Consider the following 24,903-nt stretch of genomic DNA (forward strand, 5'->3'; position numbering starts at 1 on the left):
TGCCAACGGGCCGCGCGGTCCTGATGATTGCCGGACTTGCGCCGCTGGCACTGGTGCTGGCCGCCGCAGCCCCCGGCGCATGGATTGCCGCGCCTGCGCTGGGCGGGGCGCTGCTGGTGCTGATCCTGCTCGATGGCCTGTTTGCCGGGTCGCTTGATGATCTGCGCGTGATCGCACCCGGCGATGCCGAAGTGGGCGAGGCAGCAAAGCTGACCATCATGGCCGACCTTGCCCGCACCGCCCCACGCGCACGCCCTCAAGCCGCGCTGGAATGCGATCCGCGCATCGCCGCTGGTGGACGCATCGCTCTGCCGCTGACCTTCGCCGATGGCGCATGGAGCGGCACAACGCAACTCGTGCCCAACCGGCGCGGCACCGGCGCTGTCAGCCGCGTGTGGCTGCGCTGGAACGGCCCGCTCGGCCTTGCGCACCGGCAGGCCACGCGCCTGCTCGACGCCGAAGTGCGCGTTTGGCCGAACATCGCCCCGGTGCGCAGCCCTGCTCTGCAAATCTTCCTCCGCGATGCCCAGTTCGGCATGATCGCGCGCCGCATCCGTGGCGAAGGTACTGATTTTGAAGCGCTGGCCGAATACGAACCCGGCATGGACCGCCGCCGGATCGACTGGAAAAGCTCGGCCCGCCACGCCCGCCTCTATGCCAAAGAGTATGAGGTTGAGCGCAACAACCAGATCGTCTTCGCCTTTGATTGCGGGCAGGCGATGTGCGAACCGATCGAGGGCCTGCCGCGCATCGACCGCGCCGTCACCGCCGCGCTGACTACCGCCTATGTCGCGCTGAAGGCGCAGGACCGTGTCGCCCTGTTCGGCTTTGCCGCACGGCCCGAAGTCGCCACACCCTTCGTCACCGATAGCCGCGATTTCGCCAGATTGCAGCGCGCCGCTGCCAAGCTCGATTACCACCCCGGCGAGCCGAACTTCACGCTGGCCCTGTCCACGCTGGCCGCACGGCTGAAACGCCGCTCGCTGATCGTGCTGTTTTCCGATTTTTCCGATCCCACCAGCGCCGAACTGATGGTGGAGAATGTGGGCCGCCTGATCGACAAGCACCTCGTGCTGTTCGTGGTGATGACCGATGCCGAACTCGCCGGGATCACCACGGCTGACGTGACCGATATGCAATCGGTGGCGGAAGCGGTGACCGCCTCTGGTCTGATCCGCCAGCGCGCGCTGGTGCTCCAACGGCTGCGCCATCTGGGCGTGCGCGTGCTGGAAGCGCGGCATGACCAGATCGGCACCCGCCTGCTCGATGCCTATCTTGCGATCAAACGCGAAGGGCGGATCGGATGAACGCGGTCACCACTGGACTTGCAGCCAAAGGACTTGCAGGGCGCATCGGCGGCTGGTTTTCCAAGCCTTCCGAATCCGTCGTCGCCGCCGAACAGGCCGCGCTGCGCTCTGACCGGTTCCGGCTCGAGCGCGAGGCCGACTGGAAGCGGCTTGACGCGATCCTCAAACGCATGGAAGCAGGCCGCACCCGTGCGCTGTCGGACGAGGATCTGCTCGCCCTGCCCGCGCTTTATCGCACCGCCGCCTCCAGCCTGTCCATCGCGCGCGAAACCTCGCTTGATGCCGCGCTTGTGGCCTATCTCGAAGCACTGACTCAACGCGCGTGGTTCCTGGTCTATGGACCGCGTGCCTCGCTGTGGTCATGGTTTCGCAGTTTTCTGGGCGGCGGGTGGAGCGCCAGCGTGCGCGGCATGGCGCTGGAAATCTGGATTGCGCTGGCCCTGATGGTGGCGGGCACGGTGGTGGGCTGGCTGCTGGTGGAAGCCAATCTCGATTGGTATTATGCGCTGGTGCCCGGCGGCCCCGGCGAAGTGCGCGTCCCTGGCGCAAGCCGCGAGGTGCTGCTGCGCACGCTGTTTGGCAATCAGGATCAGAACGGGATGAGCGTGTTTGCCGCCAGCCTGTTCAGCAACAATGCGCAAGTCTCGATCCTGTGCTTTGCGCTGGGCTTTGCCTTTGGCCTGCCCACGATGCTGCTGCTGATCCACAACACGGCGCTGCTGGGTGCGCTGCTGTGGCTCTATCACGGCCAAGGGCTGCTGATTGATCTGGTCGGCTGGCTTTCGATCCATGGCACGACTGAACTCTTCGCCATCCTGTTGGCAGGGGCGGCGGGCATTCACGTGGGCCGGTCCATGGCCTTTCCCGGCAATCTGCCGGTCATAGACGCAGCCGCCGCAGCCGGGAGGCGCGCGGCACAAGTGATGACAGGCGTAGTGCTGATGCTGGTGATCGCAGCGCTGCTTGAAGGGTTTGCGCGCCAGATGGTCGATTCCACCCCATCGCGCCTGATCGTGGGTGTGTTCATGCTGGTGCTGTGGTGCGGCTATTTCTTCGCGTTCCGCCGGGGTGCGCGCTGATGGCGCTGGCGCTCAAGCTGCCGTTTGGCCGCAAGGCGGCTGGCGATACCCGCCCGTTCCGGGCTGACGAGGACAAGCGGCGGCGCATGGTGATCTCGCCCGAAGGCGTGCCGATCCCCTTCGTGCTGGCATCACGCGGGGCGCGGGCGGCGGCGCTTTTCCTTGATCTGCTGATGATCACAACTGCGATGGTCGGCTCCACGCTGTTCCTGATCTGGGTGGCCAGCGGTATCGGCATCGAGGTGGAAAACGGCGAAAGCCCGGCGCACCGTGCGATTCAGGCACTGATCATCATCTGGATCGTGATCATGTTCCTGTTCCGCAACGCCTGGTTCCTGTTTTTCGAACTGGGCCCGCGCGGGGCAACGCCCGGAAAGCGCATCTGCGGCATCCGCGTGGCCGCGCGCGCCAGCGGTGGGAATGGTGGACGATTGACCACCGAAGCCGTGATTGCGCGCAATCTGGTGCGCGATATCGAGCTGTTCATGCCGCTGGTCTTCTTCATTTCGGCCAGTGTCGAGGGTGGCGATACCGAACTGGCCGGATGGGCGGGCCTTGGCTGGTTCGCGATCTTCGTGCTGTTCCCGTTCTTCAACCGCGACCGGATGCGCTGTGGCGACATGATTGCGGGCACATGGGTGGTCGAAGCGCCGAAGAAGAAGCTGGAACAGGCGCTTTCTGTGGGCGAGGCCGCGCGCGGAAAATCGGTGCAGACCGGCGCGCAATATACCTTCGGTGAAGCCGACTTGGCCGTTTACGGCGAATATGAACTGCAAGTGTTGGAGCGCGTATTGCGCGAAAACCGCGCCGAGGCCTTGCGCGACGTCGCCCAGGCCATCTGCCTGAAGATCGGCTGGAGTGCCGGAGCGGGTGACGAACGTGCGTTTCTGGAAGCGTATTATGCGCAGCTTCGCGCGCGGCTGGAAGCGGGCATGCGCTTTGGCAAACGCAAGGCGGACAAGCACAGTGAAGCCAACAGGCACAGCGAAAAGGCCTGACGATTGCTGAATGTGACGCAGGCGCTGGATCTGTTGCCTGTCAATCTGAAACCGGCACTCGAAAAAACACTCAGCGCCAGTGTCTCACTCTGCAGCTTCCGATGCCGTAACCGGCGGGGATTCGGCTTCACCCCAGCTGAGCGTCCAGCCCGGAAAGGCAATCTGCAACGCGGCAATGGTCGAATCCGGCAGTGGTTCAGCCGAAAAGACCCGGGCCGAACGACGTTCAGGATCGACCAGCACCGATGTGCCATCGCCTTCGACGATGCGCGTCAAAGTGGCGCGCAGACGGGTGATTTCCTCCTTGCGCGCGCGTTCGGTGGCAACCGCATCTTCCAGCGCGCGGCGGGCATCATCCGCTTCGGGCGTGCCGCTGCGGATCTGGACCAGCCGCACATTGGCCTCGCGTCCCAGCAGCCCTTCAACCCGGTCGGCAAAGCGATCCTGCAGCCCTTCGTTATAGGTAGGCGCCATCACCACGGCATCGACTTGTGCTGGCGTGGCCGCAAGGTTGCTTTCCAGACGATCAATCCGCGCAGCTGGGCCTGCCAGTTCCTGCAACTGGCGACTGATCGCCGATTGCGCCCGCGCCTCGCGCACGTTGGCGGCAAGCCGCAAGCCCAGCGGAATGGCCAGCGCCACCAGCGTTGCGAAAATACCAACCGTCTGCACCCAGCTTTGCCGGGGTGAAAGCTGCGTGCCAAAGCCGCGAATGCGCGCGGTGATCGTGGCCATCAGGGCAATCGCGGTGGCATTGGTGATGAACAGCAGCAGCGCGCCCCAGGCATAGTCGAGGCGCAAGGTGGCGATGGAAAAGCCGACGACGGCCAGTGGCGGTACGAGTGCTGTTGCGATAGCCACGCCGACAAGGCTAATCGCCTCCCGGCGCACTGTGGCATAAGCCCCTGCGATCCCGCCAAAAACGGCCACCAGAAGATCGAGCAGGTTGGGCCGCACGCGGGCAAGGATGCTGGGCGTCACGTCCTGAATCGGCGATATCCATGTCAGCACGATAGCGATGAGAACCGCCAGCACCATGCCCGCGCCTAGCGACAGCGCGGCACGGCGCAGCAGCGCCAATTCGAAAATCGCCACGCCAAATCCGAACCCCATGATCGGGCCGAGCAGGGGCGAAATCAGCATCGCGCCGATGATCACCGGTGGTGAATCCATCAGCAGCCCGACATGGGCAATGGCCGTCGCAAGCGCGACAAGCATCAGATATGTCGGTGATAAACGGGCCGCACGGGCGATGGACGCCAAAAGAGCAGCGCGACCGTGGCTTGGTTTCGCGCTGCCTTCGCCGGTGGGTTTCGCGCTTGCGCTCATCAGTCGCCCTTAACCCATTTGGTGTGTTTCCCTGGGGAAACACTCCATCATGGCGTGTAACTCACAGCTTGCCAGTGAGTTCCGGGACCAGCGTGAACAGATCACCGACGAGGCCGATGTCGGCGACCTGGAAGATCGGGGCGTCTTCGTCCTTGTTGATGGCGATGATGGTCTTGGAGTCCTTCATGCCTGCAAGGTGCTGGATCGCGCCCGAGATGCCGACTGCGATGTAGACTTCGGGGGCGACGATCTTGCCGGTCTGGCCGACCTGATAGTCGTTGGGCACGTAGCCTGCGTCCACGGCGGCGCGCGATGCGCCGATGCCGGCGTTCAGCTTGTCGGCCAGCGGCGTGATCGTGGCTTCGAAGGTTTCGGCGTCCTTCAGCGCGCGGCCGCCCGAGACGATGATCTTGGCGCTGGTGAGTTCGGGGCGTTCGGACTTGGCGATTTCGGCGCTGACGAAAGTGCTGAGGCCCGAGTCAGCGGTGGCGGCGATGGTTTCGACGCTGGCTGATCCGCCAGTGGTGGCAGCCTTGGCAAAGGCGGTGCCGCGTACGGTGATGACCAGCTTGCCGTCGCTGGATTCGACCGTGGCGATGGCGTTGCCCGCATAGATCGGGCGGGTGAAGGTCTTGGGGCCTTCGACCGACAGGATGTCGGACACCTGCATCACATCGAGCAGCGCGGCCACGCGCGGGGCGACGTTCTTGCCGGTGGTGGTGGCAGGGGCCACGAAGGCGTCGTAGTCCACCATCAGGCCTGCGACGAGCGGGGCGACGTTTTCTGCCAGCGCGTTTTCAAGCGCGGCGTCATCAGCCTTGAGCACTTTGGTCACGCCTGCAATCTGCGCGGCGGCTTGGGCTGCGCCATCGCAACCTGCGCCTGCGACCAATGCAGTCACTTCGCCGATCTGGCTGGCAGCGGTGATGGCGGCCAGCGTGGCGTCCTTGACGGTGGCATTGTCGTGTTCGACCAGAACGAGAACCTTGGTCATCAGGCTACTCCCATTTCCTTGAGCTTGGCGACCAGCGTATCGACATCGGGCACCTTGATGCCCGCGCTGCGCACCGGCGGTTCGGTAACCTTGAGCGTCTTCAGGCGCGGGGCGACATCGACGCCGTAATCGGCGGGCGTCTTGTTGGCCATCGGCTTGGACTTGGCCTTCATGATGTTGGGCAGCGAAGCATAGCGCGGCTCGTTCAGGCGCAAGTCGGTGGTGACCACCGCGGGCAGCGCCAGACGCACCGTCTGCAAACCGCCGTCGATCTCGCGCTTGACGACCACGGCATCGCCTTCGACGCTGACTTCGTTGGCGAAGGTCCCCTGCGGGCGGCCCAGCAGTGCGGCGACCATCTGGCCGACTTGGTTGGCGTCATCATCAATCGCCTGCTTGCCGGTGATGATCAGCGCTGGCTGCTCTTCGCCTGCGATCCCGACGATGATCTTGGCAACGGCCAGCGGCTCGACCTCGTCCTCGCACAGCACCAGAATCGCCCGGTCCGCGCCCATCGCCAGCGCCGTACGCAGCGTCTCCTGCGCCTTTTGCGGCCCGACAGACACCGCCACAATCTCGGTCACCACGCCCTTTTCCTTCAGGCGTATCGCTTCCTCAACCGCAATCTCGTCAAACGGGTTCATGCTCATCTTCACGTTCGCAAGATCAACTCCGCTCCCATCCGCCTTCACTCGCGGCTTCACGTTATAGTCAATCACGCGCTTCACGCAGACCAGGGCTTTCATCGAACTTGCTCCTGCGATTGTGTTCACTGTGGTTTCTGGGCGGCACCATGGCACCATCAAGGGCCGCGATGGCTTGCTTATGGCAAGCTGTCCACGGTAAAATTGCAAAGGTGCAAAGCGAAACTTTGCAGGTAGCAGTAATGGGCTGCGGTTCAGCCGATGCCCATCAACCGTGCGTTGAGCGCCCGGTCCGCGCCGCCTGCCGCAAAATCATCGAACGCGTGTTCGGTGACCTTGATGATGTGGCGGTCGATGAAAGGCGCGCCTTCGGCGGCACCGACTTCAGGATGCTTGAGCGCACATTCCCATTCCAGCACGGCCCAACCGGCGTAGTCATTTGCTGCCATCTTGCTGAAGATGCCGGGAAAATCGACCTGACCATCGCCAAGGCTGCGGAACCGGCCGGGACGGTCCACCCAGGATTGGTAGCCGCCATAGACGCCCGAGCGGCCGTTGGGACGGAATTCGGCGTCCTTCACGTGGAAGCATTTGATGCGTTCGTGGTAGATGTCGATGAAGGCCAGATAATCGAGCTGCTGCAGCACGAAGTGGCTGGGATCGTAGAGGATGTTTGCACGCGGGTGATTGCCAACGCGCTCAAGGAACATCTCGAAAGTTACACCATCGTGCAGGTCTTCGCCGGGGTGGATTTCATAGGCCACATCAACACCGTTTTCATCGAAGACGTCGAGAATCGGCTTCCACCGGCGAGCGAGTTCATCAAAGGCGTCTTCGACCAAGCCCGCCGGACGTGCGGGCCACGGATAGAAATAGGGCCATGCGAAAGCGCCCGAGAACGAGGCGTGGGCGGTGAGGCCAAGATTGGCGCTGGCCTTGGCGGCATACTTCAATTGCTGGACGGCCCATTCCTGCCGCGCGGGCGGATTGCCATGGACGGCGTCAGGCGCGAAGCCATCGAACTGGGCATCGAACGCCGGATGAACGGCGACCAACTGGCCCTGCAGGTGCGTCGAAAGCTCGGTGACTGCCAAGCCCTTTTCGGCCAGCATGCCCTTGATCTCGTCGCAATAGGTCTGGCTGGTGGCGGCCTTTTCCAGATCGAACAGGCGCGCATCCCAGCTGGGGATCTGGATGCCTTTGTAGCCCAAGCCGGCGACCCAATCGGCAATGCTCTCAAGGCTGTTGAACGGCGCGGCATCGCCTGCGAACTGGGCAAGGAAAATGCCTGGGCCTTTGATGGTTTTCATTGCGGATTTCTCCCTAGAGCTTGACCCAGCCTGCGCGGTCGCGGCTGGCGGAAACGGCGGTGTCGATGAAAGTCATGCCGCGCACGCCTTCGGCAATGCCGGGCAGCAGCGGTGCGGATTCACCGCGCAATTGTGCGGCAAAATCCCGATAGAGGTTGGCGAAGGCTTCAAGATAGCCTTCAGGGTGCCCGCCCGGTGTGCGGGTGCGCGATGCGGCATCGGGGCCGAGCGCGCCGGTGCCTGAGCGGACGAGTGTGCAAGTTCCGTCCAAATGGTTGATGGTCAGCGTGTTCGGCTCTTCCTGCTTCCAGATCACGCCGCCCTTTTCGCCATAGGCGCGGATGCGCAGGCCGTTGAGTTCGCCCACTTCGATCTGGCTGGCGAGCAATACGCCGCGCGCTGCCCCAAAGCCGACATCTTTGAAGCGCAGCAGAATCGAGCAGTCATCATCGAGCAGACGGCCCGGCACGACCGCGCCCAGATCAGCCAGCAGTTCGGTCACCTGTAGGCCAGTGACGAATTCGGCAAGCTGGAAGGCGTGAACGCCGATATCGCCGATGCATCCGCCAAGGCCAGCCTTACCCGGATCGACGCGCCATTCGGCCTGTTTGCCTACCGCCTCGCCCGCCAGCCAGCCCTGCGGATATTCGACCACGACCTTGCGGACAGCGCCGATCTCTCCGGCTGCGATGCGCGCGCGTGCCTCGCGCACCAAGGGGTAGCCGGAATAGGTGTAGGTCACCCCGAACGGCTTGCCAGCGGCAGCCACCAGCCCGGCCAGTTCATGCGCTTCGGCCAGTGTGGCGGTGAGTGGCTTGTCGGTCATGACCGGAAGGCCGGCTGCCAACGCGGCGCGGGCAGAAGGTAGATGGTTGTGATTGGGCGTGACGATCGAGACGAAATCGATGCCGTCTGCCCGTGCCGATTCGGCGGCAAACATGGCATCAAGCGAGGGATAAGCACGCGCCGGATCGATCCGGTAGGTTTCGCCCGCTGCCGCGCTGCGTGCGGCATCGCTGGAGAAAACGCCAGCGACCAGCTCGATCTCGCGGTCCATTTCTGCGGCATAGCGATGAACCGGGCCAATGAATGCTCCCGGCCCTCCGCCGATCATGCCCATCCGCAAACGCCGCATCACATTCTCCCGCAGTGATATCGCTATCATTAGAGGGAGTGTTTTAAATGCGTTCGTGGCCGGGTCAACCGTCCTCGGCACCGACCAACGCGTTCGAACCTATGCTTACGAATGCATGGGTTGCTGGCCACGTAATGATGCAAGGTCCTGCAGTGCGTTCAACCCTCTGCGAGAAGACGCTTCATGATCGCACGGACATCGTCGGCCATATCCGGCCGTTCCAGCGCCAGCGAAAGCGTGGCTTCGACAAAGCCGGCCTTGCTACCGCAATCGAACCGGCGGCCTGCGAACGTTACCGCATGGAATGGCTGCGAACCGATCATCCGCGCCATGGCATCGGTCAACTGGATTTCGCCGCCTGCGCCCTTGCCCTGATTTTCCAGCGTGCGCATCACTTCGGGCTGAAGAATGTAGCGGCCAGAGATGATCAGGTTGGAAGGAGCATCAGCGATCTTGGGCTTTTCTACCAGCCCGGTGACCTCGGTCAGCGTATCGGAGACCTTTGCGCCCGGCGCAATCACGCCATAGCTTGAAACCTCATCACGCGGCACTTCAAGCACCGAAATGAGATTGCCGCCGACCTGATTATAGGCATCGACCATCTGCTTCATGCAGCCGCCCTTGCCGCCGGGTTCGCCGACCATCATTTCATCGGGCAGAAAGATCGCGAAGGGTTCATCCCCCACCACCGCGCGGGCGCACCAGATGGCATGACCAAGGCCCAGCGGCACTTGTTGGCGCACCGTCACCAGATTGCCGGGCTGTATGCGCGTGGCATCAAGCACGCTCAGATCCTTGCCCCGGCTGCTCATCGTATGTTCGAGTTCAAATGCGGTGTCGAAGTGTTCGACGATGGATGTCTTGCCGCGCCCGGTTACGAAGATCAGCTGTTCGATGCCCGCCTCGCGCGCTTCATCAACCGCATACTGGATCAGCGGGCGATCAATGATTGGCAGCATTTCCTTTGGAATCGCCTTGGTCGCCGGGAGAAACCGGGTACCCAGCCCTGCGACAGGGAATACCGCCTTGCGGATCGGTTTGCGCACTTCGGTCGAGCTCATCGGGTGAGGTTGTCCTTGGTTTGTTGCACCTTCATGATGCACTGCACAATCACTTCGGTTCAAAGTCAAGCACATGAACGGCAGTTAACGCGAATGGTCATACTTGCGCCCTCTTGCAAAGCGGTTAAACGGCAACGATGGACAAGATCATTATTCGGGGCGGGAAGCGCCTCTCTGGCACCGTGCCGGTTTCCGGCGCCAAGAATTCAGCTCTCACCCTGCTGCCGTGTGCGTTGTTGACGGACGAGCCGGTGACGCTGCGCAATTTGCCGCGTCTTGCCGATATTGATGGCTTCCAGCACCTGATGAACCAGTTCGGCGTGTCCACATCCATCGCGGGCGCACGTCCTGAAGATTTTGGCCGGGTGATGACGCTTCAGGCCACGCGGCTGACGTCCACAGTTGCGCCATATGATTTGGTGCGCAAGATGCGTGCATCAATCCTCGTGCTTGGCCCATTGCTGGCGCGGGCCGGAGAGGCAACCGTTTCGCTGCCCGGTGGCTGCGCTATCGGCAACCGCCCGATCGACCTGCACCTGAAGGCTCTGGAAGCGCTGGGTGCAACGATTGAACTGGCCGCGGGCTATGTGCGCGCGATTGCGCCTGATGGCGGGCTTCCGGGCGGGCGCTATTCGTTCCCGGTGGTGTCTGTCGGGGCAACCGAGAATGCGCTGATGACCGCCGTTCTCGCCAAGGGCAAATCCACATTGCACAACGCGGCGCGGGAACCGGAAATCGTGGACCTTTGCAACATGCTGGTGGCGATGGGTGCACAGATCGAAGGGATCGGCACGTCTGACATTACCATCCACGGTGTGGACCGGCTGCATGGCGCAACCTACATGGTGATGCCGGACCGGATCGAGGCCGGTTCCTATGCCTGCGCGGCGGCAATCACCGGGGGTGAGGTGACACTGCAGGGCGCGAAGATCGAGGACATGGAAGCCACCGTGCAAGCGCTGCGCGATGCGGGTGTGCATGTGGAGCCGGTCAAGGGCGGGCTGCATGTGGCTGCCGATGGCCCGTTGAAACCGGTGACGCTCTCGACTGCGCCCTACCCCGGCTTTGCCACTGACATGCAGGCGCAGCTGATGGCGATGTTGTGTCTGGCCAAGGGATCATCGGTGCTGACCGAGACGATCTTTGAAAACCGCTACATGCACGTGCCCGAACTGAACCGCATGGGCGCGCGGATCGAAACCAAGGGTCGCACTGCCGTAGTACATGGCGTGGACAAGCTGACCGGCGCCGAAGTGATGGCGACCGACCTGCGCGCATCGATGAGTTTGGTGATCGCAGGTTTGGCGGCAGAGGGCGAAACGCAGGTCCACCGGCTCTATCACCTTGATCGCGGGTATGAGCGGCTTGAGGAAAAGCTGTCTTTGATGGGCGCGGAAATCGAGCGGGTTGGCGGGGACTGATTTTCGGTTCCGTTTGCTGCCCGGCACAGATTGCGAACTGGCAGCACCCCCCTCAAATAGCGTCTGCGGACAGTTCCAGCCCGGCATTGCGATAGGCCGCAACCAGCGCATTGCGCAGCAGCACCGCGATGGTCATTGGCCCGACACCGCCCGGCACAGGCGTGATGGCAGAGGCAAAGGCGGCGGCGCTGGTATAGTCCACATCGCCGACCAGCTTCGTCTTGCCCTCGGCACCCGGAACGCGGTTGATGCCCACGTCGATCACGGTTGCACCGGGCTTGATCCAATCGCCCTTGACCATTTCCGGGCGGCCCACGGCGGCGACGACGATATCGGCGCGGCGCACAACATCGGCCAAGTCCTTGGTGCGGCTGTGCGCCACGGTGACGGTGCAGCTTTCCGCAATCAGCAACTGGGCCATCGGTTTGCCCACGATGTTCGACCGGCCGATGACCACCGCATCAAGCCCCGACAGGTCGCCCAGGTGGTCCTTCAGCAGCATCAGGCAGCCCAGCGGCGTGCAGGGCACGAAGCCCGGCTGGCCCACGGCAAGGCGGCCCGCGTTGGTTACGTGAAAACCATCGACGTCCTTGTCTGGATTGATCGCGGCGATGACTTTCTGCTCGTCGATATGCTTTGGCAGCGGCAACTGGACGAGGATGCCATCGACCGCCGGATCCGCATTCAGCGCTTCCACCATCGCCAGCAAATAGGCTTCCGATGTATCGGCGGGCAGCTTGTGTTCGAAGCTGTTCATGCCCGCTTCGAGCGTGCTTTTGCCCTTGGAGCGGACATAGACCTGGCTGGCCGGGTCTTCGCCCACCAGCACCACGGCAAGGCCCGCCTTGCGCCCGGCCTTGGCTTCAAACGCCGTGGCCAGTTCGCCCACGTGGGCGCGCAGAGTGGCCGCGAAGGCCTTTCCATCAATCACGGCAGCAGTCATGTTGAAATCCGTTCTTAAATTGCGGTAGCCATGCTCAGGTCTGCGAGCTTGCCCACGACCCACATGAGGGCGCGCAAACCGAAAATCAGGATCATTGGGGAAAAGTCGATTCCACCAGTGTCTGGCATGATTCTGCGGATTGGATTGAGCAGAGGATCAAGAATTGCGCTTAGCGCAGTCCACAACACCGACACAGCCTTGTTATGAAGGTTCACTACGTTGAACGCGAGCAGCAATCCGAGCACAAACTGTACGATCACAACCATGACGATAATGTCGATCAGTTGAGCTAATGCCCAGATCAGCGTGTACAGCAGCATTGGTGCAGTTCCCTATTGGCTTAAAACAGCTTGATCCTGCTCCTAGCCGACCCTTTCCCGGTGCCACAAGTGCCCGATGATCCGCTCAGGCTCTTATCTTCTCAGGCCCGGATCAAAGTGCCTGCGCCCTGCGCGGTGAAGATTTCCAGCAGCATCGCGTGGGGAACGCGACCATCAAGCACGACGGTTGCTTCGCAGCCTGCCTCCACCGCGTGGACGCAGGTTTCCAGCTTGGGGATCATGCCGCCGCTGATAGTGCCATCTTCGGCCAGCCGCGCGATATCGGCGGGGCGCAGGTCGGTTAGCAGGTTCTTGTCCTTGTCGAGCACACCTGGAACGTCGGTCAGCAGGAACAGGCGCGATGCGCCGAGCGCTGCGGCAATGGCGCCGGCCATCGTATCGGCATTGATGTTGTAGGTCTCGCCATCCTCGCCCACGCCGATGGGGGCGATCACGGGGATCATCCCGGCGTTGACGATGGTGTCGATCACCGTCGTGTCGATCCGCGCGGGTTCGCCTACGAAGCCGAGGTCCACGACCAATGCTTCGCCATCATCGCCAGCGATGGCCTTGGGGGCCTTTTTCGACTGAACCTTACGGGCGATGACCATGCCACCGTCCTTGCCGGAAATGCCGATAGCCTTACCACCAGCCTTGGCGATCCAGCCGACCAGTTCCTTGTTGATCGCGCCTGCCAGTACCATTTCGGCAACTTCGGCAGTCTGCTTGTCGGTCACGCGCAAGCCATCGACGAACTGCGATTCGATGCCGAGCGCTTTCAGCATTCGCCCGATCTGCGGGCCGCCGCCATGGACCACGACCGGGTTGATGCCGACGGCCTTTAGCAGCACGATGTCTTCGGCAAAATCTTGCGCCAGTTCAGGATCGCCCATCGCGTGGCCGCCATATTTCACCACGAAGGTCTTACCAGCATAGCGCTGAAGATAGGGCAGCGCTTCGGTCAGGGTCTCGGCCTTGGCAAGCATGGCGGGGTCGTGGTTCTGGCTCATGCCCGCGCCATTACGCGTAAAAGTTGCGGAATCCAATATTGAGGATTGCGCGAAGCGCAGTGGATTATGCCGACCGATTATTCTGGCCGATTATTCTGGCCGATCAAGCCACTTGCCCAATTGCACGAACACCCAGATCAGCGGCGGGACCATGATGGTGGACAGCACCAGCTTGGAAATGATCTGGCCCTGCATGATCGAGATCAGCGGCAGGTCCTGCCCATAGAACGAGATCGTGATGAACAGGATCGTATCGACCACCTGGCTGAGCATCGAGGCGATCCATGCGCGCAGCATCAGCAACTTGCCCCGTCCGCCCGCGATGCGTGAAAACAGATAGACGTTGAGCGTTTGCGAGGTGCCATAGGAAATGAGGCCCGCAAACTGCATCCGCGCGCCCTGGCCCAGCAGGCGCGCAAAGGCATCTTGATCGTTCCAGAACGGGGCAGGCGGCACCACGCGGATCACCACTGTCAGCAGGATCATCGATACGATCAGCGGCACAAAGCCAAAGCGCACCAGCTTGTTCGCCACATCCTGCCCGAACAGTTCAGCCACCGCGCTGGCCATCACCACCAGCAGCAGGAATGCGAAAATCCCCGATTCCACCGCCAGATCGCCAAGCAATGGCCATGTGCCGAGCGAGGCGAGTTTTACCCCCAACACGCCTGCCAGCACGCACATGCCGCCGTAAAGCAGCGACAGCGCGAACAAAGAACGGGGGATTGCGGGGGCTACCGGTGCGTTATCGTGCATCTAAGGCCGATAGCGCGCTTTTAACCCTGCGCCAATTCGCTATTAGGTTCTTCTGTAACGATCAGTTGTTGGAGCACCGTCCTTCCCGATGCGCGTCCTGTTCAGCCTTCTGGGGATGCTGCTCATCCTTGCCATCGCCTTTGCCCTTTCATCGAACCGTCGGGCCATCCGGCTGCGCGTGGTGGCGGCAGCCTTTGCCCTGCAGGCCGGCTTTGCCGCGCTGGTGCTTTATGTGCCGCTCGGCAACCGCATGCTGCAAGGCGCGGCCTCGGGGGTTGAGGGTCTGCTGGGCTTTGCGCGGGCGGGTGTTTCATTCCTGTTCGGGCCGCTGGCAGACCCGGCGATTGGCGGCACCAGCTTTGCCATTTCGGCACTGCCGGTGATCGTGTTCTTCGCGGCGCTGATCTCGATCCTCTATTACATCGGCGTGATGCAGCTGGTGATCCGCTGGATCGGCGGCGCGCTGGAAAAAGTGACCGGCATCAGCAAGGTCGAATCGCTGTGCGCGGCCAGCAACATCTTTGTGGGGCAAAGCGAATCACCGCTGGTGATCCGGCCCTATCTGGCAGCGCTGAATCCGTCTCAATTGTTCTGCGTGATGACCGTGGGCATGGCGGGCGTGGCGGGCACGATCCTTGCCGCCTATGCCAGCATGGGCATCCGCATCGATTATCTGGTGGCCGCCGCCTTCATGTCGGCACCTGGCGGCATTCTGATGGCCAAGCTGATCATGCCGGACGAGCCGCCGTGCCCCGCCGAAGTGGCCGATGAGGCGCTGCCCAACCCCCACGTAAAGCCCTCCCTCGCCTCAGACGAGGAAGAGCGCCCCGCCAACATCATCATGGCAGCCAGCCAAGGCGCGCAGACCGGGGTGAAGCTGGCCGTGGCGGTGGGCGCGATGGTGCTGGCTTTCGTGGCTCTGGTGGCCCTGGCCAATGGTATTCTGGGCTGGCTGGGCGGCTGGTTCGGCATGCCGGACCTGTCATTCCAGATGGTGCTGGGATACGTTTTTGCCCCGATGTTCTACCTGCTGGGCGCAGCGAATTGGGCCGAAGCGATGCAGGCAGGCGGGCTGTTCGGCTCCAAGATCGTGCTCAACGAATTCGTCGCCTTCATCGAACTGGGCAAGGATACCGCTCTGTCCCCGCAGACCGTGGGCATTGTGACGTTCGCGCTGTGCGGCTTTGCCAATTTCAGCTCGATTGCGATCCAGATGGCGGTGACGGGCGGCCTTGCCCCCAACCAGCGCCCGATGATCGCCAAGCTGGGCATGCGCGCGCTGGTTGCAGGCGCGCTGAGCAACCTGATGAGCGCGGCGTTGGCGGGGGTGTTTCTCAGCCTTTAGCAAAGGCTCGACAAGAACGGAAGATGGGGCCTTCAGGCGTAATGCGCCGCCAATAAATCCACCGCCTTGGCCAGTTCGCCATCCAGATAGCCCAGCAGCTTGTGCCAATCATGCGCTCCGGCCAGTTCACCGGGACCGTCGGACACGCCGCGCAGGCCCACCAGCGGCACGCCAAACGTGCGCGCTGCGCGGGCGACGGCGTAGGTTTCCATGTCGACCATGTCGGCGCTCACCCGGTCCCACGCTGAACCGCTGACCACATCGCCGCCAGTCGATAGCGTGGCCACGCGCAGAGCAACTGGCGTTTCCAGCGGCAGGTCCTTCGGCTCATCAAGATAGGGCACCACGCCCGGTTCGATGCCCAGCGGCGATGCATCCATATCGCGCCATGAAACGCTACCGATCTGGTGGACTGATCCGAGCGCACAACGCCGCGATCCGGCTGAGCCGAGACAGACGATCAGGTCGGGCAGCGTGGCCGCCGCTTCCAGTCGCGCCAGGGCAATTCCCACATGCAGAGCAGCCTCAACCGGACCGATACCGGTGATCAGGGGCGCGAAGCGGGCGCGCAAGTGGGGGCCGTATTCCGGCTCTGCCGCCATGATGAACAGCGCACGTTTTCGCCCGAGTTGGGTCAGTTCCATCAAACCAGATCCTCGTTATTCCTGCCCAAGCCAGCGCTGCCTGAACATGTTCGCCAGAAAATGGGGAAGGCAATGGCCTAGTCCAACTGCACCTTCCCGCGCCCAGCCTTCACCGCGCCACGGATCTTCTTGCCTGCCAGCCGCTGCACCTTGCCCACGCGATTGAGGCGGGATTTGGCGCGTTTCTGGGGGAGGTTGCAGGCGTCGCGCAGCAATTCGCTTAGGCGTTTGCGCGCGTCTTCGCGGTTCTGTTCTTGTGTGCGGTAACTGCGCGCGGTCATCACGATCTCACCCCCGGCGGTCATCTTGCTGCCCGCCAGTTCCTTCAGGCGCTGGAAGATCGGGGGCGGCAGGCGCAGGGCGAAGACATCTAGCCGTACTTGCACGGCGGTGGCCACCTTGTTGACATTCTGTCCGCCGGGGCCAGCCGAGGCGATGAAGCTTTCTTCGACCAGCGTCAGCGCGTGGGCGATGAGAGCGTCAACTTCCATGTCAGTCTTCGGTGGCAGGCACTTCGCCTGTTACTGGCAGTTCAAACGCGAAGGCGGCGAAATCGAGCGGCATCGGCGAGTAGGCGTCAATCGGCTCCTTGCCTTCGCGCATGACCTTCAGTTCCGAGGCGTGGAGCATCGTGCGCCATGCAATCTTGCCGTCGCCATAAATCGGATCACCGACCAGTGCATGACCCAACCCTGCCAGCGCGTGGATGCGGATCTGGTGGGTGCGGCCGGTTTCGGGGCGGAATTCCACCAGCGTCATGCCCGGTTTGCGCGCTAGCACTTTCCAATGGGTGATCGAGGGTTTGCCCTTTTTGGCCGGGATCATGCGCCAGCCTTTTTCGGCTGAGCTGATCTTGGACAGGGCCAGGTCGATGGTGCCGTTCTCGCCCGTCACTTCGCCCGATACGATGCCGATATAGACCTTCTCCACTTCCCGCGCTTCGAAGGCGGCGGAAAAGCGCTTCAGCGCCTTGGGATTGCGGGCGAGCAGCAGACATCCCGAGGTGTCCTGATCGAGCCGGTGGACGGGGTGCGGTTCGCGCTGAAAGCCGAGGCGCAAGCCATCGAGGTGGTCTTCTAGGCAGGGGCCACCTGCGCGGGGACGATCGAGCGGCAGGCCTGCAGGCTTGTCGATGACAAGGGCTTCACCGTCTTCAAACAGGATGGAAAAATCGGTCACGCTACGGCCTTTGCTATACGCCGGAGCGCTTCTTCGAGTTTTGCTTCGTCCGCCGCGAAGCTGATACGGAAACCGTCTATGCCGCCGAAGGCCGAGGCGGGGACGACCGCCACGCCGCTTTCGAGCAGGTGGAGGCACAGCGCTTCATCATCGCCGAATCGCGCCATCAGCGGCGCAGCATCGACCATGCAGTAGAATGCGCCATCGGGGATCGGGGTGGAGAGGCCGGGAATGGCATTGATCGTGGCGCAGACGCTATCACGCCGCGCACGGAAGCGTTCGCGCCAGTCGATCAGGAAATCCTGCGGGCCTGCGAAGGCGGCGACGGCGGCGGCCTGAGAAATCGAGGCGGCATTACCCGACGAGTGCGATTGCAGGCGCCCCATTGCACCGATCAACCATGCCGGGCCTGCCGAAACGCCGATACGAAAGCCGGTCATCGCGTGGCTTTTGGATACGCCCGAGACGGTCAGGATACGGGGCGCAAGATCGGGGCATTCGACTGCCAGCGTCGCGTGCATGCCCTCGCCATAGCGCAAGGGCGCGTAGATATCGTCGCTCATCACCAGCACGCGCGGGTGGCGGCGCAGGACTTCTCCCAATGCGCGCAGTTCTTCTGCGGGATAGGTCGCGCCGGTGGGGTTGCCGGGGCTGTTGAGAAGAAGCCAGCGTGTGGCGGGCGTGATAGCAGCTTCGAGTTGGGCGGGGGTGATACGGAAACCGCCTGCGGCCGTGGTGGGCACGTCTACCACTTGCGCGCCTGCGAAGCGCACGATTTCGGGGTAGCTGACCCACCATGGGGACGGGATCAGCACTTCGTCGCCCGGATCAAGCGTGGCGAGCAGCGCGTGGAAGATCGCCTGCTTGCCGCCTGCGCTGACGATCACTTGGGTAGGTGGCACTTCGATGCCCAGATCGCGCTTGAAGTGCAGGGCGGCGGCTTCGCGCAGAGCGGCGGTGCCGACGACGGCGGTGTATTTGGTGTCGCCTGCATCGAGCGCATCCTTGGCCGCCTGCACCACGTGGGCGGGGGTGGCAAAGTCCGGCTCACCTACGGAAAGCGAGATCACGTCACGCCCCTCGGCCCGCAGTTGGATCGCCCGGTCGGTGATGGCGGTGGTGCGCGAGGGGGCGATGCGCGCGAGGGCCGCTGACAGTTGTGTCATGCGCCGAGCAGCCGCGCCGGGATCAAGCCGCGCAGGGCATTGCCGACGAGGAAGCCGCTCGCCAGATCGTCGAGCGTCAGCTCTGCCTCAACCGTGCGGCCTTCTTCGATCAGCGAACGCCGCAGCACGCCGGGCAGGAGGCCAAGGTCTGCGCGCGGGGTGAGCAGAATGCCATCGCGTTCCACGAAGATGCTGGTGAACATGCCTTCGGTGAGCAGGCCATCATCGCGCAGGAACAGCGCTTCGCCTGCGCCTGCTTTCTTGGCGGCGGCAAGGCCTGCTTCATAGAATGCACGGTCAGTGGTCTTGTGGCGCAAGCGCCAATCGCCATCGGATACCGGTAGCGGCAGGACGGCGCAGGTCAAGCTCTCCAGCGGCGCGGGCATGGGGCTGGCATCGAGCGCGTGTGCGCCGCTTTTGGATACGACCAGCCGCACTTTGGCGGGCGCATCCAGATCGAAGCACAGCGCGTGGATGGCGTTGCGCAAGACGTGGCGATCAAAGCTGAAACCGAGCGCGAGGGCGCTGGCCTTCATGCGTTCGAGATGGAGTTCGAGCAGGGCAATGCCCTTGGCCGGATCGAAGGCCATCGTTTCGATCAGATCGGCATGCCCGGCTGAAAGTCGCAAGAAATTCCCCTTAACTACGCATTCGCGCCATTCGCCGATCATCACCGAATCGGCAACCACCGCCGAACCCACACCCATGATCGCGCGGCCATCGCCCGACATGCGCACCGTGCGGATTGCCACATTGAAGGCGGCATCGCCAGAGGGGTCTATCCGCCCGATCGAACCGCAATAGAGGCCGCGCGCATCGCGTTCAGCCTGATGGATGATTTCCATCGCGCGGATCTTGGGCGCGCCGGTGATTGATCCGCAGGGGAAGATGGCGCGCAGCAGGCTGCTCACATCCTCGCCCGGAGCAAGTTTGGCGCGCACGGTGGTGACCATCTGGTGGACCGTGGGGTAGGTTTCGATGGCAAAGGGCGCTTCCACCTTGACCGAGCCTGCGTTTGACACGCGCGACAGGTCATTGCGCATCAGGTCGACGATCATCAAGTTTTCGGCGCGGTCCTTTACGCTGGCAGCAAGGTCTGCCTTGAGCTGCGCGTCCTCTTCCGGCGTGGCCCCGCGAGGGGCGGTGCCCTTCATCGGGCGCACGCGCGCTTCTCCACCTGCCAGTTTGAAGAAAAGTTCGGGCGAGAACGAGAGGTGCCAGTGCGCGCCGTCCCAGATCACCCCGCCATAGCCGCTGCGGGAATCGCGGCGCACATCGCCATAGATCGCCAGCGGATCACCATCCCACGTTCCGGCCAGCGGGAATGTAAGATTGGCCTGATAGATATCGCCCGCGCGGATGGCTTCCTGCACGCGGGTAAACGCCTTGGCATAGCCGCCGCAGGATATAGCCGCGCCCATCGGGCCGAGCCTGCCCGGCCCCGCCGCCTTGCTGGCCAGCCAGCGTTCCACTTCAGCGCTGGCCATGCGAGTGACCTGCGCAAAGCGTGCAAACCACACCAGCGGACCTGCCGCGCCGGTGCGGTCCTCCGCCAGCGGGGCAAGACGCGGTTCGAGCGCGAGGCCTGCTTCGTAAGCCAAGTAGCCAGCCCAATCTCCGGGCGTTGCCGCGATCTGCGCCAGCGCGGCCTCCACCTCGTCAGCCCGGCGCGCGACCACCACTTCGAGCGCATCTTCATAAAGACGCGCGTCGCTGGCGCCCTGCGTACGGGCATCGTCGAGGAGAATGAAGGGCTTGGAAGTCATGATTGGCGCGCGCTCTAGCCGTTCCCCGCTCTGGATGCAAAAACCACTCGCAAGGCGGGGATGCACCGCCTAATCATCGGCGAAACGAACGGGGTTTTGGGCATGGACGATATCTACCTTGGTCTTGCGTCGAACAGTGAGCGGCAGGTGCTGCGCCTGCGCCGGGCCAACCGCCACGGCCTGATTGCAGGGGCAACCGGCACCGGCAAGACGGTGACGCTGCAGGGCATAGCCGAACAGTTTTCGCTACGCGGCGTACCGGTATTCATGGCCGACGTGAAAGGCGACCTTGCGGGCATTTCGATGGCGGGCAGCCCCACGTTCAAGCACGCCGCCAGCCTTGAACAACGCGCCAAGGATCTGGGCATTACCGACTATGCCTATGCCGATAATCCGGCCGTATTCTGGGACCTTTATGGCGAATCTGGCCACCCGATCCGCACCACGATTTCGGAAATGGGGCCGCTGCTGCTGGCGCGGTTGATGGGGCTGAACGATACGCAGGAGGGCGTGCTGAACATCGCGTTCCGCTATGCCGATGACAACGGGCTGCTGCTTATCGACCTGCCCGATCTGCAATCGGTGCTGATGGCCTGCGCCGAAAATGCCAGCGAACTTTCAGGCAAGTACGGCAATGTTTCCAAGGCCAGCGTCGGCACGATCCAGCGCCAGTTGCTTAGCTTCGAAAGCCAGGGCGCGGACCGGTTCTTCGGCGAACCCGCGTTCGAAATCAACGACTTCATCAAGGTGGACGATCAGGGCCGCGGCATGGTCAACGTGCTGGCGGCGGAAAAACTGATGCAGAGCCCCAAGCTTTACGCCACGTTCCTGCTGTGGTTGCTGTCCGAACTGTTCGAGGCGCTGCCTGAAGTGGGTGACCCGGACAAGCCAGTGCTGGTGTTCTTCTTCGATGAAGCGCACCTGCTGTTCGAAGATGCACCCAAAGCCCTGATGGACAAAGTGGAACAGGTGGTGCGCCTGATCCGATCGAAGGGTGTGGGCGTCTATTTCATCTCGCAGAACCCGATCGACATCCCTGAAAAAATCGCAGGCCAGCTTGGCAACCGTGTGCAGCATGCGCTGCGTGCCTTTACCCCGCGCGATCAGCGGGCGATCAAGGCGGCTTCGGAAACCTTCCGCATAAACAAGGATCTCGATGTCGGCACGGTCATCACTGAACTGAAAGTGGGCGAGGCGCTGGTTTCAACGCTGAATGAGGACGGTTCGCCATCGGTGGTGCAACGCACGATGATCACGCCTCCGCGTTCGCGGCTCGGCCCGGTAACGCCCAAGGAGCGGGCGATCATCCAGTCGATCAGCCCGTTCGATGGGAAGTACGACACTGCTGTAAACCGCGAATCTGCAGCCGAAGTTCTGGCGCAGAAATCCGCAGATGCCGCTGCCGCCGCGCAGCAGGTGGAGGAGGAAGGCGAAGACGCCCAGCGCGCCGCCCCGCGCCGCACCACATCGATGTGGGAAAAGGCCGGAAAGGCAGCGGCGGGCGCGGTCGCATCGTCTGCAGGCGCGGTGATCGCGGCCAAGATTACCGGCAAGAAATCGAGCGCTTCGCCGATGTCGACCGGGCTTACCGCCGTGGTGGGCACCATTGCCACGTCCATCGGCGGGCAAGCCTTCGGCCGCTTTGCGCGCGGAATCATGGGCGGGTTGTTGCGTTAGAGTTTGGCCTTAACCCCCTCCTCCTCAGAGGAGGGGAACGAAGCGGACCTTACTTCTTCTTTGCGGCCAGCCAGTCTGAAAGGCCCTTGGCGTAGAGGGGACGCGACTTGGCCTTTTCGGTGAGCACCGCAATTACGCGGTCAACCGGGCGGGCGGCTTCTGCAGGCACCGTAGCCTTGAACGACTTGAGCTTGTCGATCATCGCCGGATCGTTGGAGCCTGCCCCTAACTGGGCGATGAAGGTGACGCGGCTTTGCGCATCAACCAGCGCTTCGATCTGCGCACGATTGGCCAACGCGAACTCATAGGTTTCATCGGCGTGAAGGACCGCGGTTGCCACGATCATCGCTGCGCTGGTGGTCTTGCCCGGCGCATCGGTCAACGCCAATTCCCGTGCCGCTTTGGCCAGCGATGCATCCGCCGGACGGCCTAGCAGGGTGTAGAGGAACTGCCGTTCCACCCCGCTGTTCGATGCAGCAGCCAGATTGCGGATCGCGTCCCATTCATCTCTGGTGGCATTGCGCGCCACGATATTCAGCCACGTGGTCTTGAGCGGGCCGTCCATCGCCTTGGGATCGGCGGCGAGCAGGCCAAAGCGGCGGCGCGCCTCAGCCACGACATCGGCATCTCCCATCGTGCCGAAGCCTGCAATCAGGGTGGAGCGCAAGTCTGCATCGGGCAAGCTCTCGCCCGCCTTGGGTTCAAAGCCCAGCATCATCAAGCGCGGCTTGTATGTTGCGGCAACTTTGGCGGCGAGCGCCTTTTGCGCAGGCATATCCTTGTCCAGCGTGCGCCATGCCCCCACGAAATCGCCAAAGGCGCTGCCCAGCACCACCGGATTGGCATTACCGGGAATGGCGGCCAGCAGATCGAACGCCGGGCCATAAGGCTGATACCCGCTGGCCGACAGCGCAAGGTTATCGGCAATCAGGCCGAGCTGATCGACGGCGGCAAGCCTTGGCATGGCAGCTTTCAGCGATTGCAGCATCTTGGGGCTGTAGAGCGATCGGTAATAGCCCAGTTGCCCCGCATTGATCACCACCGGGCCGCAACCATTGACGCTGACCGTGGCCTTCCCGCCGTCCAGAATGGTGCGCACCGGCTCACCCGACCCGCTGGAGACGAGCAGCGGCACTTTCCACTGTTGAGGGCGGGCTGCGACTTCTTCCTTGCGATCAACGCTGAATTCGCTTTGTTCAAGGTTCAGCGTGGTCACGCCCTTCTTGCAGGTCATGCCCGTGACTTTGACCAGCGGGATGCCCGGCTTGGTCGTGAAATCGGCGGCAATGGCGGTCAGGCCCGGTGCGCCAGCCTTTTCGATGGCCTGCCACAAGTCCTTCGAGCGCGTGTTGCCAAATTTGTGATCGCGCATGTAGGCGCGCAGGCCATCGCGCCAGACGGTCTCGCCCGCAAAGGCTTCGAGCATCGAAATGACCGCTTCACCTTTCTGATAGGTGATCGCATCGAAGGCCTGATTGGTTTCGTCGACCGTCTTGATCTCCTGCACGATGGGGTGCGTGGTGCGATAGCCATCAAGGCCCATCGCGGCATCGCGGCCATCGACCCGGCCCAGCAGCGGGAACCAATCGGGGTGGAAATGGGCGGTCGCCTTGGTTTCCATCCAGCTGGCAAAACCTTCGTTCAGCCAGAGATCTTCCCACCACGCCATCGTGACGAGATTGCCGAACCACTGGTGCGCCACTTCGTGCGCCTGTGTCACCACAATGTTCTCGCGCGCGGCCGCACTGGTAATGGCCGGATCATCAAGCAAGATGCGTTCGAACGTGAGGATCGCGCCCCAGTTTTCCATGGCCGAGAAAAACTGCGACTGGCCGGGTGCGGCCACATTGTCGAGCTTGGGCAACGGATAGGGCTGGCCGAAGTAATCGGCGTAATACGGGATCAGCGGCGCAAGTTCGTTCAGCGCAAAGCGCGATTGTTCGCCACTGCCCTTGGGCGCCACGATGCCCACTTGCACGCCGGGGACCGCTTCCTTGGCCATGCGTTCAAAATCGCCGAGCGAGAAGAACAGCAGATAGGACGACATCTTCGGGCTGGTGCCAAAGGTGACGCGCTTCAGCCCGCCTTCGAGCGGCTCTTCCTTTGTCACCGGCATGTTGCTGATAGCCATCTGGCTCGCAGGAACAACAGCGGTCAGATCAAACGTAGCCTTGTAGATCGGCTCATCGAACATCGGGGCAAAGCGGCGCGCATCGGGCGCTTCGAACTGCGTGAACAGGCCGCGCACGTCCTTGCCGGTGACCTTGTCAGGATAATCGAGCGCGAACAGACCGTTGGCCTGCGTGTTGATAATGCCAGTGTATGTTGTGCTCAGGCGATATTTGCCGGGGCTGAGCGGCTGCGCGGCCGTAAAGCGCGCGGTTTGGGTTGCCGCGTCCATCGTAACGGTAACTGGCACAGCGGTGCCGCCTTCCAAAGTCAGCGTGGCTGCGGAGATGTTCAAATCCAGCGCGTGCAGGGTCAGGAACGGCGTGGTCTCGGTGACTTCCAGATCGACCGACGACTGTCCGCTGAACTTGAGATTGGCTGCATCGGGGTTGACAGCGATGGTATAGTGCGAGGGGTGGGCCACACGCGGCAGATCGGTGTGAACGCCCGCTGCAGCCGAAGGATTGGTCGAAGTTTGGGCAATTGCCGGTGCGGAAATAGCAGCAATTGTCAGCGCCATTGCTGAAACGGGGGACAGGATACGCATCTGTGGCAGGAACTCCGGGGAAGCAGAAGCGGTTGCACTAGCAACCAGTCGCGTTCCCCGCGCCTCCTTTCGACAAAGCGCCCCTTGCGTCCGACCAGTGTCG

Annotated in this window: 22 protein-coding genes; 6 read left to right on the forward strand and 16 right to left on the reverse strand. The window is 62.7% G+C overall.

Annotated elements, in window-relative coordinates:
• Window positions 1–23 precede the first annotated feature (23 nt).
• From AC2A1F_RS07900 to AC2A1F_RS07910, 3 genes are read left to right on the forward strand one after another with little or no spacing between them, the layout of a single operon-like run.
• Window positions 24–1,307 carry a DUF58 domain-containing protein gene (locus AC2A1F_RS07900; RefSeq protein WP_484208991.1) on the forward strand — a complete coding sequence of 428 codons (1,284 nt, stop codon included), beginning with the start codon at window positions 24–26 and terminating at the stop codon, window positions 1,305–1,307.
• Window positions 1,304–2,386, forward strand: coding sequence for a stage II sporulation protein M (locus tag AC2A1F_RS07905; RefSeq protein WP_484208239.1), 1,083 nt, complete (start codon window positions 1,304–1,306; stop codon window positions 2,384–2,386). Before AC2A1F_RS07900 ends, AC2A1F_RS07905 begins: the two co-directional genes overlap by 4 nt.
• A gap of 5 nt (window positions 2,387–2,391) precedes the next feature.
• Window positions 2,392–3,384 (forward strand): RDD family protein, encoded by a 993-nt coding sequence (locus tag AC2A1F_RS07910; RefSeq protein ID WP_484208992.1) that lies wholly within the window; start codon window positions 2,392–2,394, stop codon window positions 3,382–3,384.
• 84 nt (window positions 3,385–3,468) lie between these two features.
• Here AC2A1F_RS07910 and AC2A1F_RS07915 read toward each other — a convergent pair whose 3' ends face one another.
• The 6 genes from AC2A1F_RS07915 to galU form a co-directional block, all read right to left on the reverse strand.
• On the reverse strand, window positions 3,469–4,713 hold the full coding sequence (locus AC2A1F_RS07915; RefSeq protein WP_484208240.1) for a TIGR00341 family protein: 1,245 nt from the start codon (window positions 4,711–4,713) through the stop codon (window positions 3,469–3,471).
• 61 nt (window positions 4,714–4,774) lie between these two features.
• Window positions 4,775–5,707, reverse strand: a complete 933-nt coding sequence (locus AC2A1F_RS07920) for an electron transfer flavoprotein subunit alpha/FixB family protein (RefSeq protein WP_484208241.1) — start codon at window positions 5,705–5,707, stop codon at window positions 4,775–4,777.
• Window positions 5,707–6,453: an electron transfer flavoprotein subunit beta/FixA family protein gene (locus tag AC2A1F_RS07925; RefSeq protein ID WP_484208242.1), complete on the reverse strand. Its 747-nt coding sequence runs from the start codon at window positions 6,451–6,453 to the stop codon at window positions 5,707–5,709. Before AC2A1F_RS07925 ends, AC2A1F_RS07920 begins: the two co-directional genes overlap by 1 nt.
• Window positions 6,454–6,605: 152 nt before the next feature.
• Window positions 6,606–7,661, reverse strand: coding sequence for a sugar phosphate isomerase/epimerase family protein (locus tag AC2A1F_RS07930; RefSeq protein WP_484208243.1), 1,056 nt, complete (start codon window positions 7,659–7,661; stop codon window positions 6,606–6,608).
• Window positions 7,662–7,674: 13 nt separating this feature from the next.
• Window positions 7,675–8,796: a Gfo/Idh/MocA family protein gene (locus AC2A1F_RS07935; RefSeq protein ID WP_484208244.1), complete on the reverse strand. Its 1,122-nt coding sequence runs from the start codon at window positions 8,794–8,796 to the stop codon at window positions 7,675–7,677.
• Between the two features lie 158 nt (window positions 8,797–8,954).
• Complete coding sequence (galU, locus tag AC2A1F_RS07940; RefSeq protein WP_484208245.1) at window positions 8,955–9,857, reverse strand: UTP--glucose-1-phosphate uridylyltransferase GalU; 903 nt, start codon at window positions 9,855–9,857, stop codon at window positions 8,955–8,957.
• A 137-nt stretch (window positions 9,858–9,994) separates the two neighbouring features.
• Between galU and murA the strand changes: the two genes are divergently transcribed.
• On the forward strand, window positions 9,995–11,278 hold the full coding sequence (murA, locus tag AC2A1F_RS07945) for a UDP-N-acetylglucosamine 1-carboxyvinyltransferase (RefSeq protein ID WP_484208246.1): 1,284 nt from the start codon (window positions 9,995–9,997) through the stop codon (window positions 11,276–11,278).
• Window positions 11,279–11,330: 52 nt separating this feature from the next.
• Here murA and folD read toward each other — a convergent pair whose 3' ends face one another.
• The 4 genes from folD to AC2A1F_RS07965 form a co-directional block, all read right to left on the reverse strand.
• On the reverse strand, window positions 11,331–12,221 hold the full coding sequence (gene folD / locus AC2A1F_RS07950) for a bifunctional methylenetetrahydrofolate dehydrogenase/methenyltetrahydrofolate cyclohydrolase FolD (protein WP_484208247.1): 891 nt from the start codon (window positions 12,219–12,221) through the stop codon (window positions 11,331–11,333).
• Between the two features lie 14 nt (window positions 12,222–12,235).
• Window positions 12,236–12,541, reverse strand: a complete 306-nt coding sequence (locus AC2A1F_RS07955; protein ID WP_484208248.1) for a YggT family protein — start codon at window positions 12,539–12,541, stop codon at window positions 12,236–12,238.
• A gap of 101 nt (window positions 12,542–12,642) precedes the next feature.
• Window positions 12,643–13,551, reverse strand: a complete 909-nt coding sequence (gene argB, locus AC2A1F_RS07960) for an acetylglutamate kinase (RefSeq protein WP_484208249.1) — start codon at window positions 13,549–13,551, stop codon at window positions 12,643–12,645.
• Between the two features lie 90 nt (window positions 13,552–13,641).
• Window positions 13,642–14,307, reverse strand: a complete 666-nt coding sequence (locus AC2A1F_RS07965; protein WP_484208250.1) for a queuosine precursor transporter — start codon at window positions 14,305–14,307, stop codon at window positions 13,642–13,644.
• A gap of 88 nt (window positions 14,308–14,395) precedes the next feature.
• Between AC2A1F_RS07965 and AC2A1F_RS07970 the strand changes: the two genes are divergently transcribed.
• Entirely contained in the window at window positions 14,396–15,652 is a 1,257-nt protein-coding gene (locus tag AC2A1F_RS07970; RefSeq protein WP_484208251.1) for a NupC/NupG family nucleoside CNT transporter, read from the forward strand.
• A gap of 32 nt (window positions 15,653–15,684) precedes the next feature.
• Here the strand turns inward: AC2A1F_RS07970 and AC2A1F_RS07975 are convergent, their stop codons facing one another.
• The 5 genes from AC2A1F_RS07975 to pabB form a co-directional block, all read right to left on the reverse strand.
• The gene (locus AC2A1F_RS07975; protein WP_484208252.1) at window positions 15,685–16,296 is read right to left on the reverse strand and encodes a 5'-methylthioadenosine/S-adenosylhomocysteine nucleosidase; all 612 of its coding nucleotides are present in this window, start codon (window positions 16,294–16,296) and stop codon (window positions 15,685–15,687) included.
• Between the two features lie 77 nt (window positions 16,297–16,373).
• Window positions 16,374–16,787 carry an alternative ribosome rescue aminoacyl-tRNA hydrolase ArfB gene (gene arfB, locus AC2A1F_RS07980; protein WP_484208253.1) on the reverse strand — a complete coding sequence of 138 codons (414 nt, stop codon included), beginning with the start codon at window positions 16,785–16,787 and terminating at the stop codon, window positions 16,374–16,376.
• 1 nt (window position 16,788) lies between these two features.
• Complete coding sequence (locus tag AC2A1F_RS07985) at window positions 16,789–17,475, reverse strand: RluA family pseudouridine synthase (RefSeq protein WP_484208254.1); 687 nt, start codon at window positions 17,473–17,475, stop codon at window positions 16,789–16,791.
• On the reverse strand, window positions 17,472–18,641 hold the full coding sequence (locus AC2A1F_RS07990) for a pyridoxal phosphate-dependent aminotransferase (RefSeq protein WP_484208255.1): 1,170 nt from the start codon (window positions 18,639–18,641) through the stop codon (window positions 17,472–17,474). Before AC2A1F_RS07990 ends, AC2A1F_RS07985 begins: the two co-directional genes overlap by 4 nt.
• Window positions 18,638–20,407, reverse strand: a complete 1,770-nt coding sequence (gene pabB / locus AC2A1F_RS07995) for an aminodeoxychorismate synthase component I (RefSeq protein ID WP_484208256.1) — start codon at window positions 20,405–20,407, stop codon at window positions 18,638–18,640. Before pabB ends, AC2A1F_RS07990 begins: the two co-directional genes overlap by 4 nt.
• 102 nt (window positions 20,408–20,509) lie before the next feature.
• On the opposite strand from pabB, the gene AC2A1F_RS08000 reads away from it, so the two are divergent.
• Window positions 20,510–22,084 (forward strand): helicase HerA-like domain-containing protein, encoded by a 1,575-nt coding sequence (locus AC2A1F_RS08000; protein ID WP_484208993.1) that lies wholly within the window; start codon window positions 20,510–20,512, stop codon window positions 22,082–22,084.
• A 49-nt stretch (window positions 22,085–22,133) separates the two neighbouring features.
• On the opposite strand, the gene AC2A1F_RS08005 is transcribed toward AC2A1F_RS08000, so the two are convergent.
• A complete protein-coding gene (locus AC2A1F_RS08005; RefSeq protein WP_484208257.1) occupies window positions 22,134–24,773 on the reverse strand; it encodes a M1 family metallopeptidase in 2,640 nt (879 codons plus the stop codon).
• Between the last annotated feature and the right edge of the window lie 130 nt (window positions 24,774–24,903).

The organism is Novosphingobium sp. HNCC26BN242 (assembly GCF_057180525.1).

Bases quoted from the DNA above. Each gene is read 5' to 3' on its own strand.
- AC2A1F_RS07900 (WP_484208991.1), top strand. From the start codon at position 24: ATGATTGCCGGACTTGCGCCGCTGGCACTGGTGCTGGCCGCCGCAGCC.
- AC2A1F_RS07905 (WP_484208239.1), top strand. From the start codon at position 1,304: ATGAACGCGGTCACCACTGGACTTGCAGCCAAAGGACTTGCAGGGCGC.
- AC2A1F_RS07915 (WP_484208240.1), bottom strand. From the start codon at position 4,713: ATGAGCGCAAGCGCGAAACCCACCGGCGAAGGCAGCGCGAAACCAAGC.
- AC2A1F_RS07920 (WP_484208241.1), bottom strand. From the start codon at position 5,707: ATGACCAAGGTTCTCGTTCTGGTCGAACACGACAATGCCACCGTCAAG.
- AC2A1F_RS07925 (WP_484208242.1), bottom strand. From the start codon at position 6,453: ATGAAAGCCCTGGTCTGCGTGAAGCGCGTGATTGACTATAACGTGAAG.
- AC2A1F_RS07930 (WP_484208243.1), bottom strand. From the start codon at position 7,661: ATGAAAACCATCAAAGGCCCAGGCATTTTCCTTGCCCAGTTCGCAGGC.
- AC2A1F_RS07935 (WP_484208244.1), bottom strand. From the start codon at position 8,796: ATGCGGCGTTTGCGGATGGGCATGATCGGCGGAGGGCCGGGAGCATTC.
- galU (WP_484208245.1), bottom strand. From the start codon at position 9,857: ATGAGCTCGACCGAAGTGCGCAAACCGATCCGCAAGGCGGTATTCCCT.
- murA (WP_484208246.1), top strand. From the start codon at position 9,995: ATGGACAAGATCATTATTCGGGGCGGGAAGCGCCTCTCTGGCACCGTG.
- folD (WP_484208247.1), bottom strand. From the start codon at position 12,221: ATGACTGCTGCCGTGATTGATGGAAAGGCCTTCGCGGCCACTCTGCGC.
- AC2A1F_RS07955 (WP_484208248.1), bottom strand. From the start codon at position 12,541: ATGCTGCTGTACACGCTGATCTGGGCATTAGCTCAACTGATCGACATT.
- argB (WP_484208249.1), bottom strand. From the start codon at position 13,551: ATGAGCCAGAACCACGACCCCGCCATGCTTGCCAAGGCCGAGACCCTG.
- AC2A1F_RS07965 (WP_484208250.1), bottom strand. From the start codon at position 14,307: ATGCACGATAACGCACCGGTAGCCCCCGCAATCCCCCGTTCTTTGTTC.
- AC2A1F_RS07970 (WP_484208251.1), top strand. From the start codon at position 14,396: ATGCGCGTCCTGTTCAGCCTTCTGGGGATGCTGCTCATCCTTGCCATC.
- AC2A1F_RS07975 (WP_484208252.1), bottom strand. From the start codon at position 16,296: ATGGAACTGACCCAACTCGGGCGAAAACGTGCGCTGTTCATCATGGCG.
- arfB (WP_484208253.1), bottom strand. From the start codon at position 16,787: ATGGAAGTTGACGCTCTCATCGCCCACGCGCTGACGCTGGTCGAAGAA.
- AC2A1F_RS07990 (WP_484208255.1), bottom strand. From the start codon at position 18,641: ATGACACAACTGTCAGCGGCCCTCGCGCGCATCGCCCCCTCGCGCACC.
- pabB (WP_484208256.1), bottom strand. From the start codon at position 20,407: ATGACTTCCAAGCCCTTCATTCTCCTCGACGATGCCCGTACGCAGGGC.
- AC2A1F_RS08000 (WP_484208993.1), top strand. From the start codon at position 20,510: ATGGACGATATCTACCTTGGTCTTGCGTCGAACAGTGAGCGGCAGGTG.
- AC2A1F_RS08005 (WP_484208257.1), bottom strand. From the start codon at position 24,773: ATGGCGCTGACAATTGCTGCTATTTCCGCACCGGCAATTGCCCAAACT.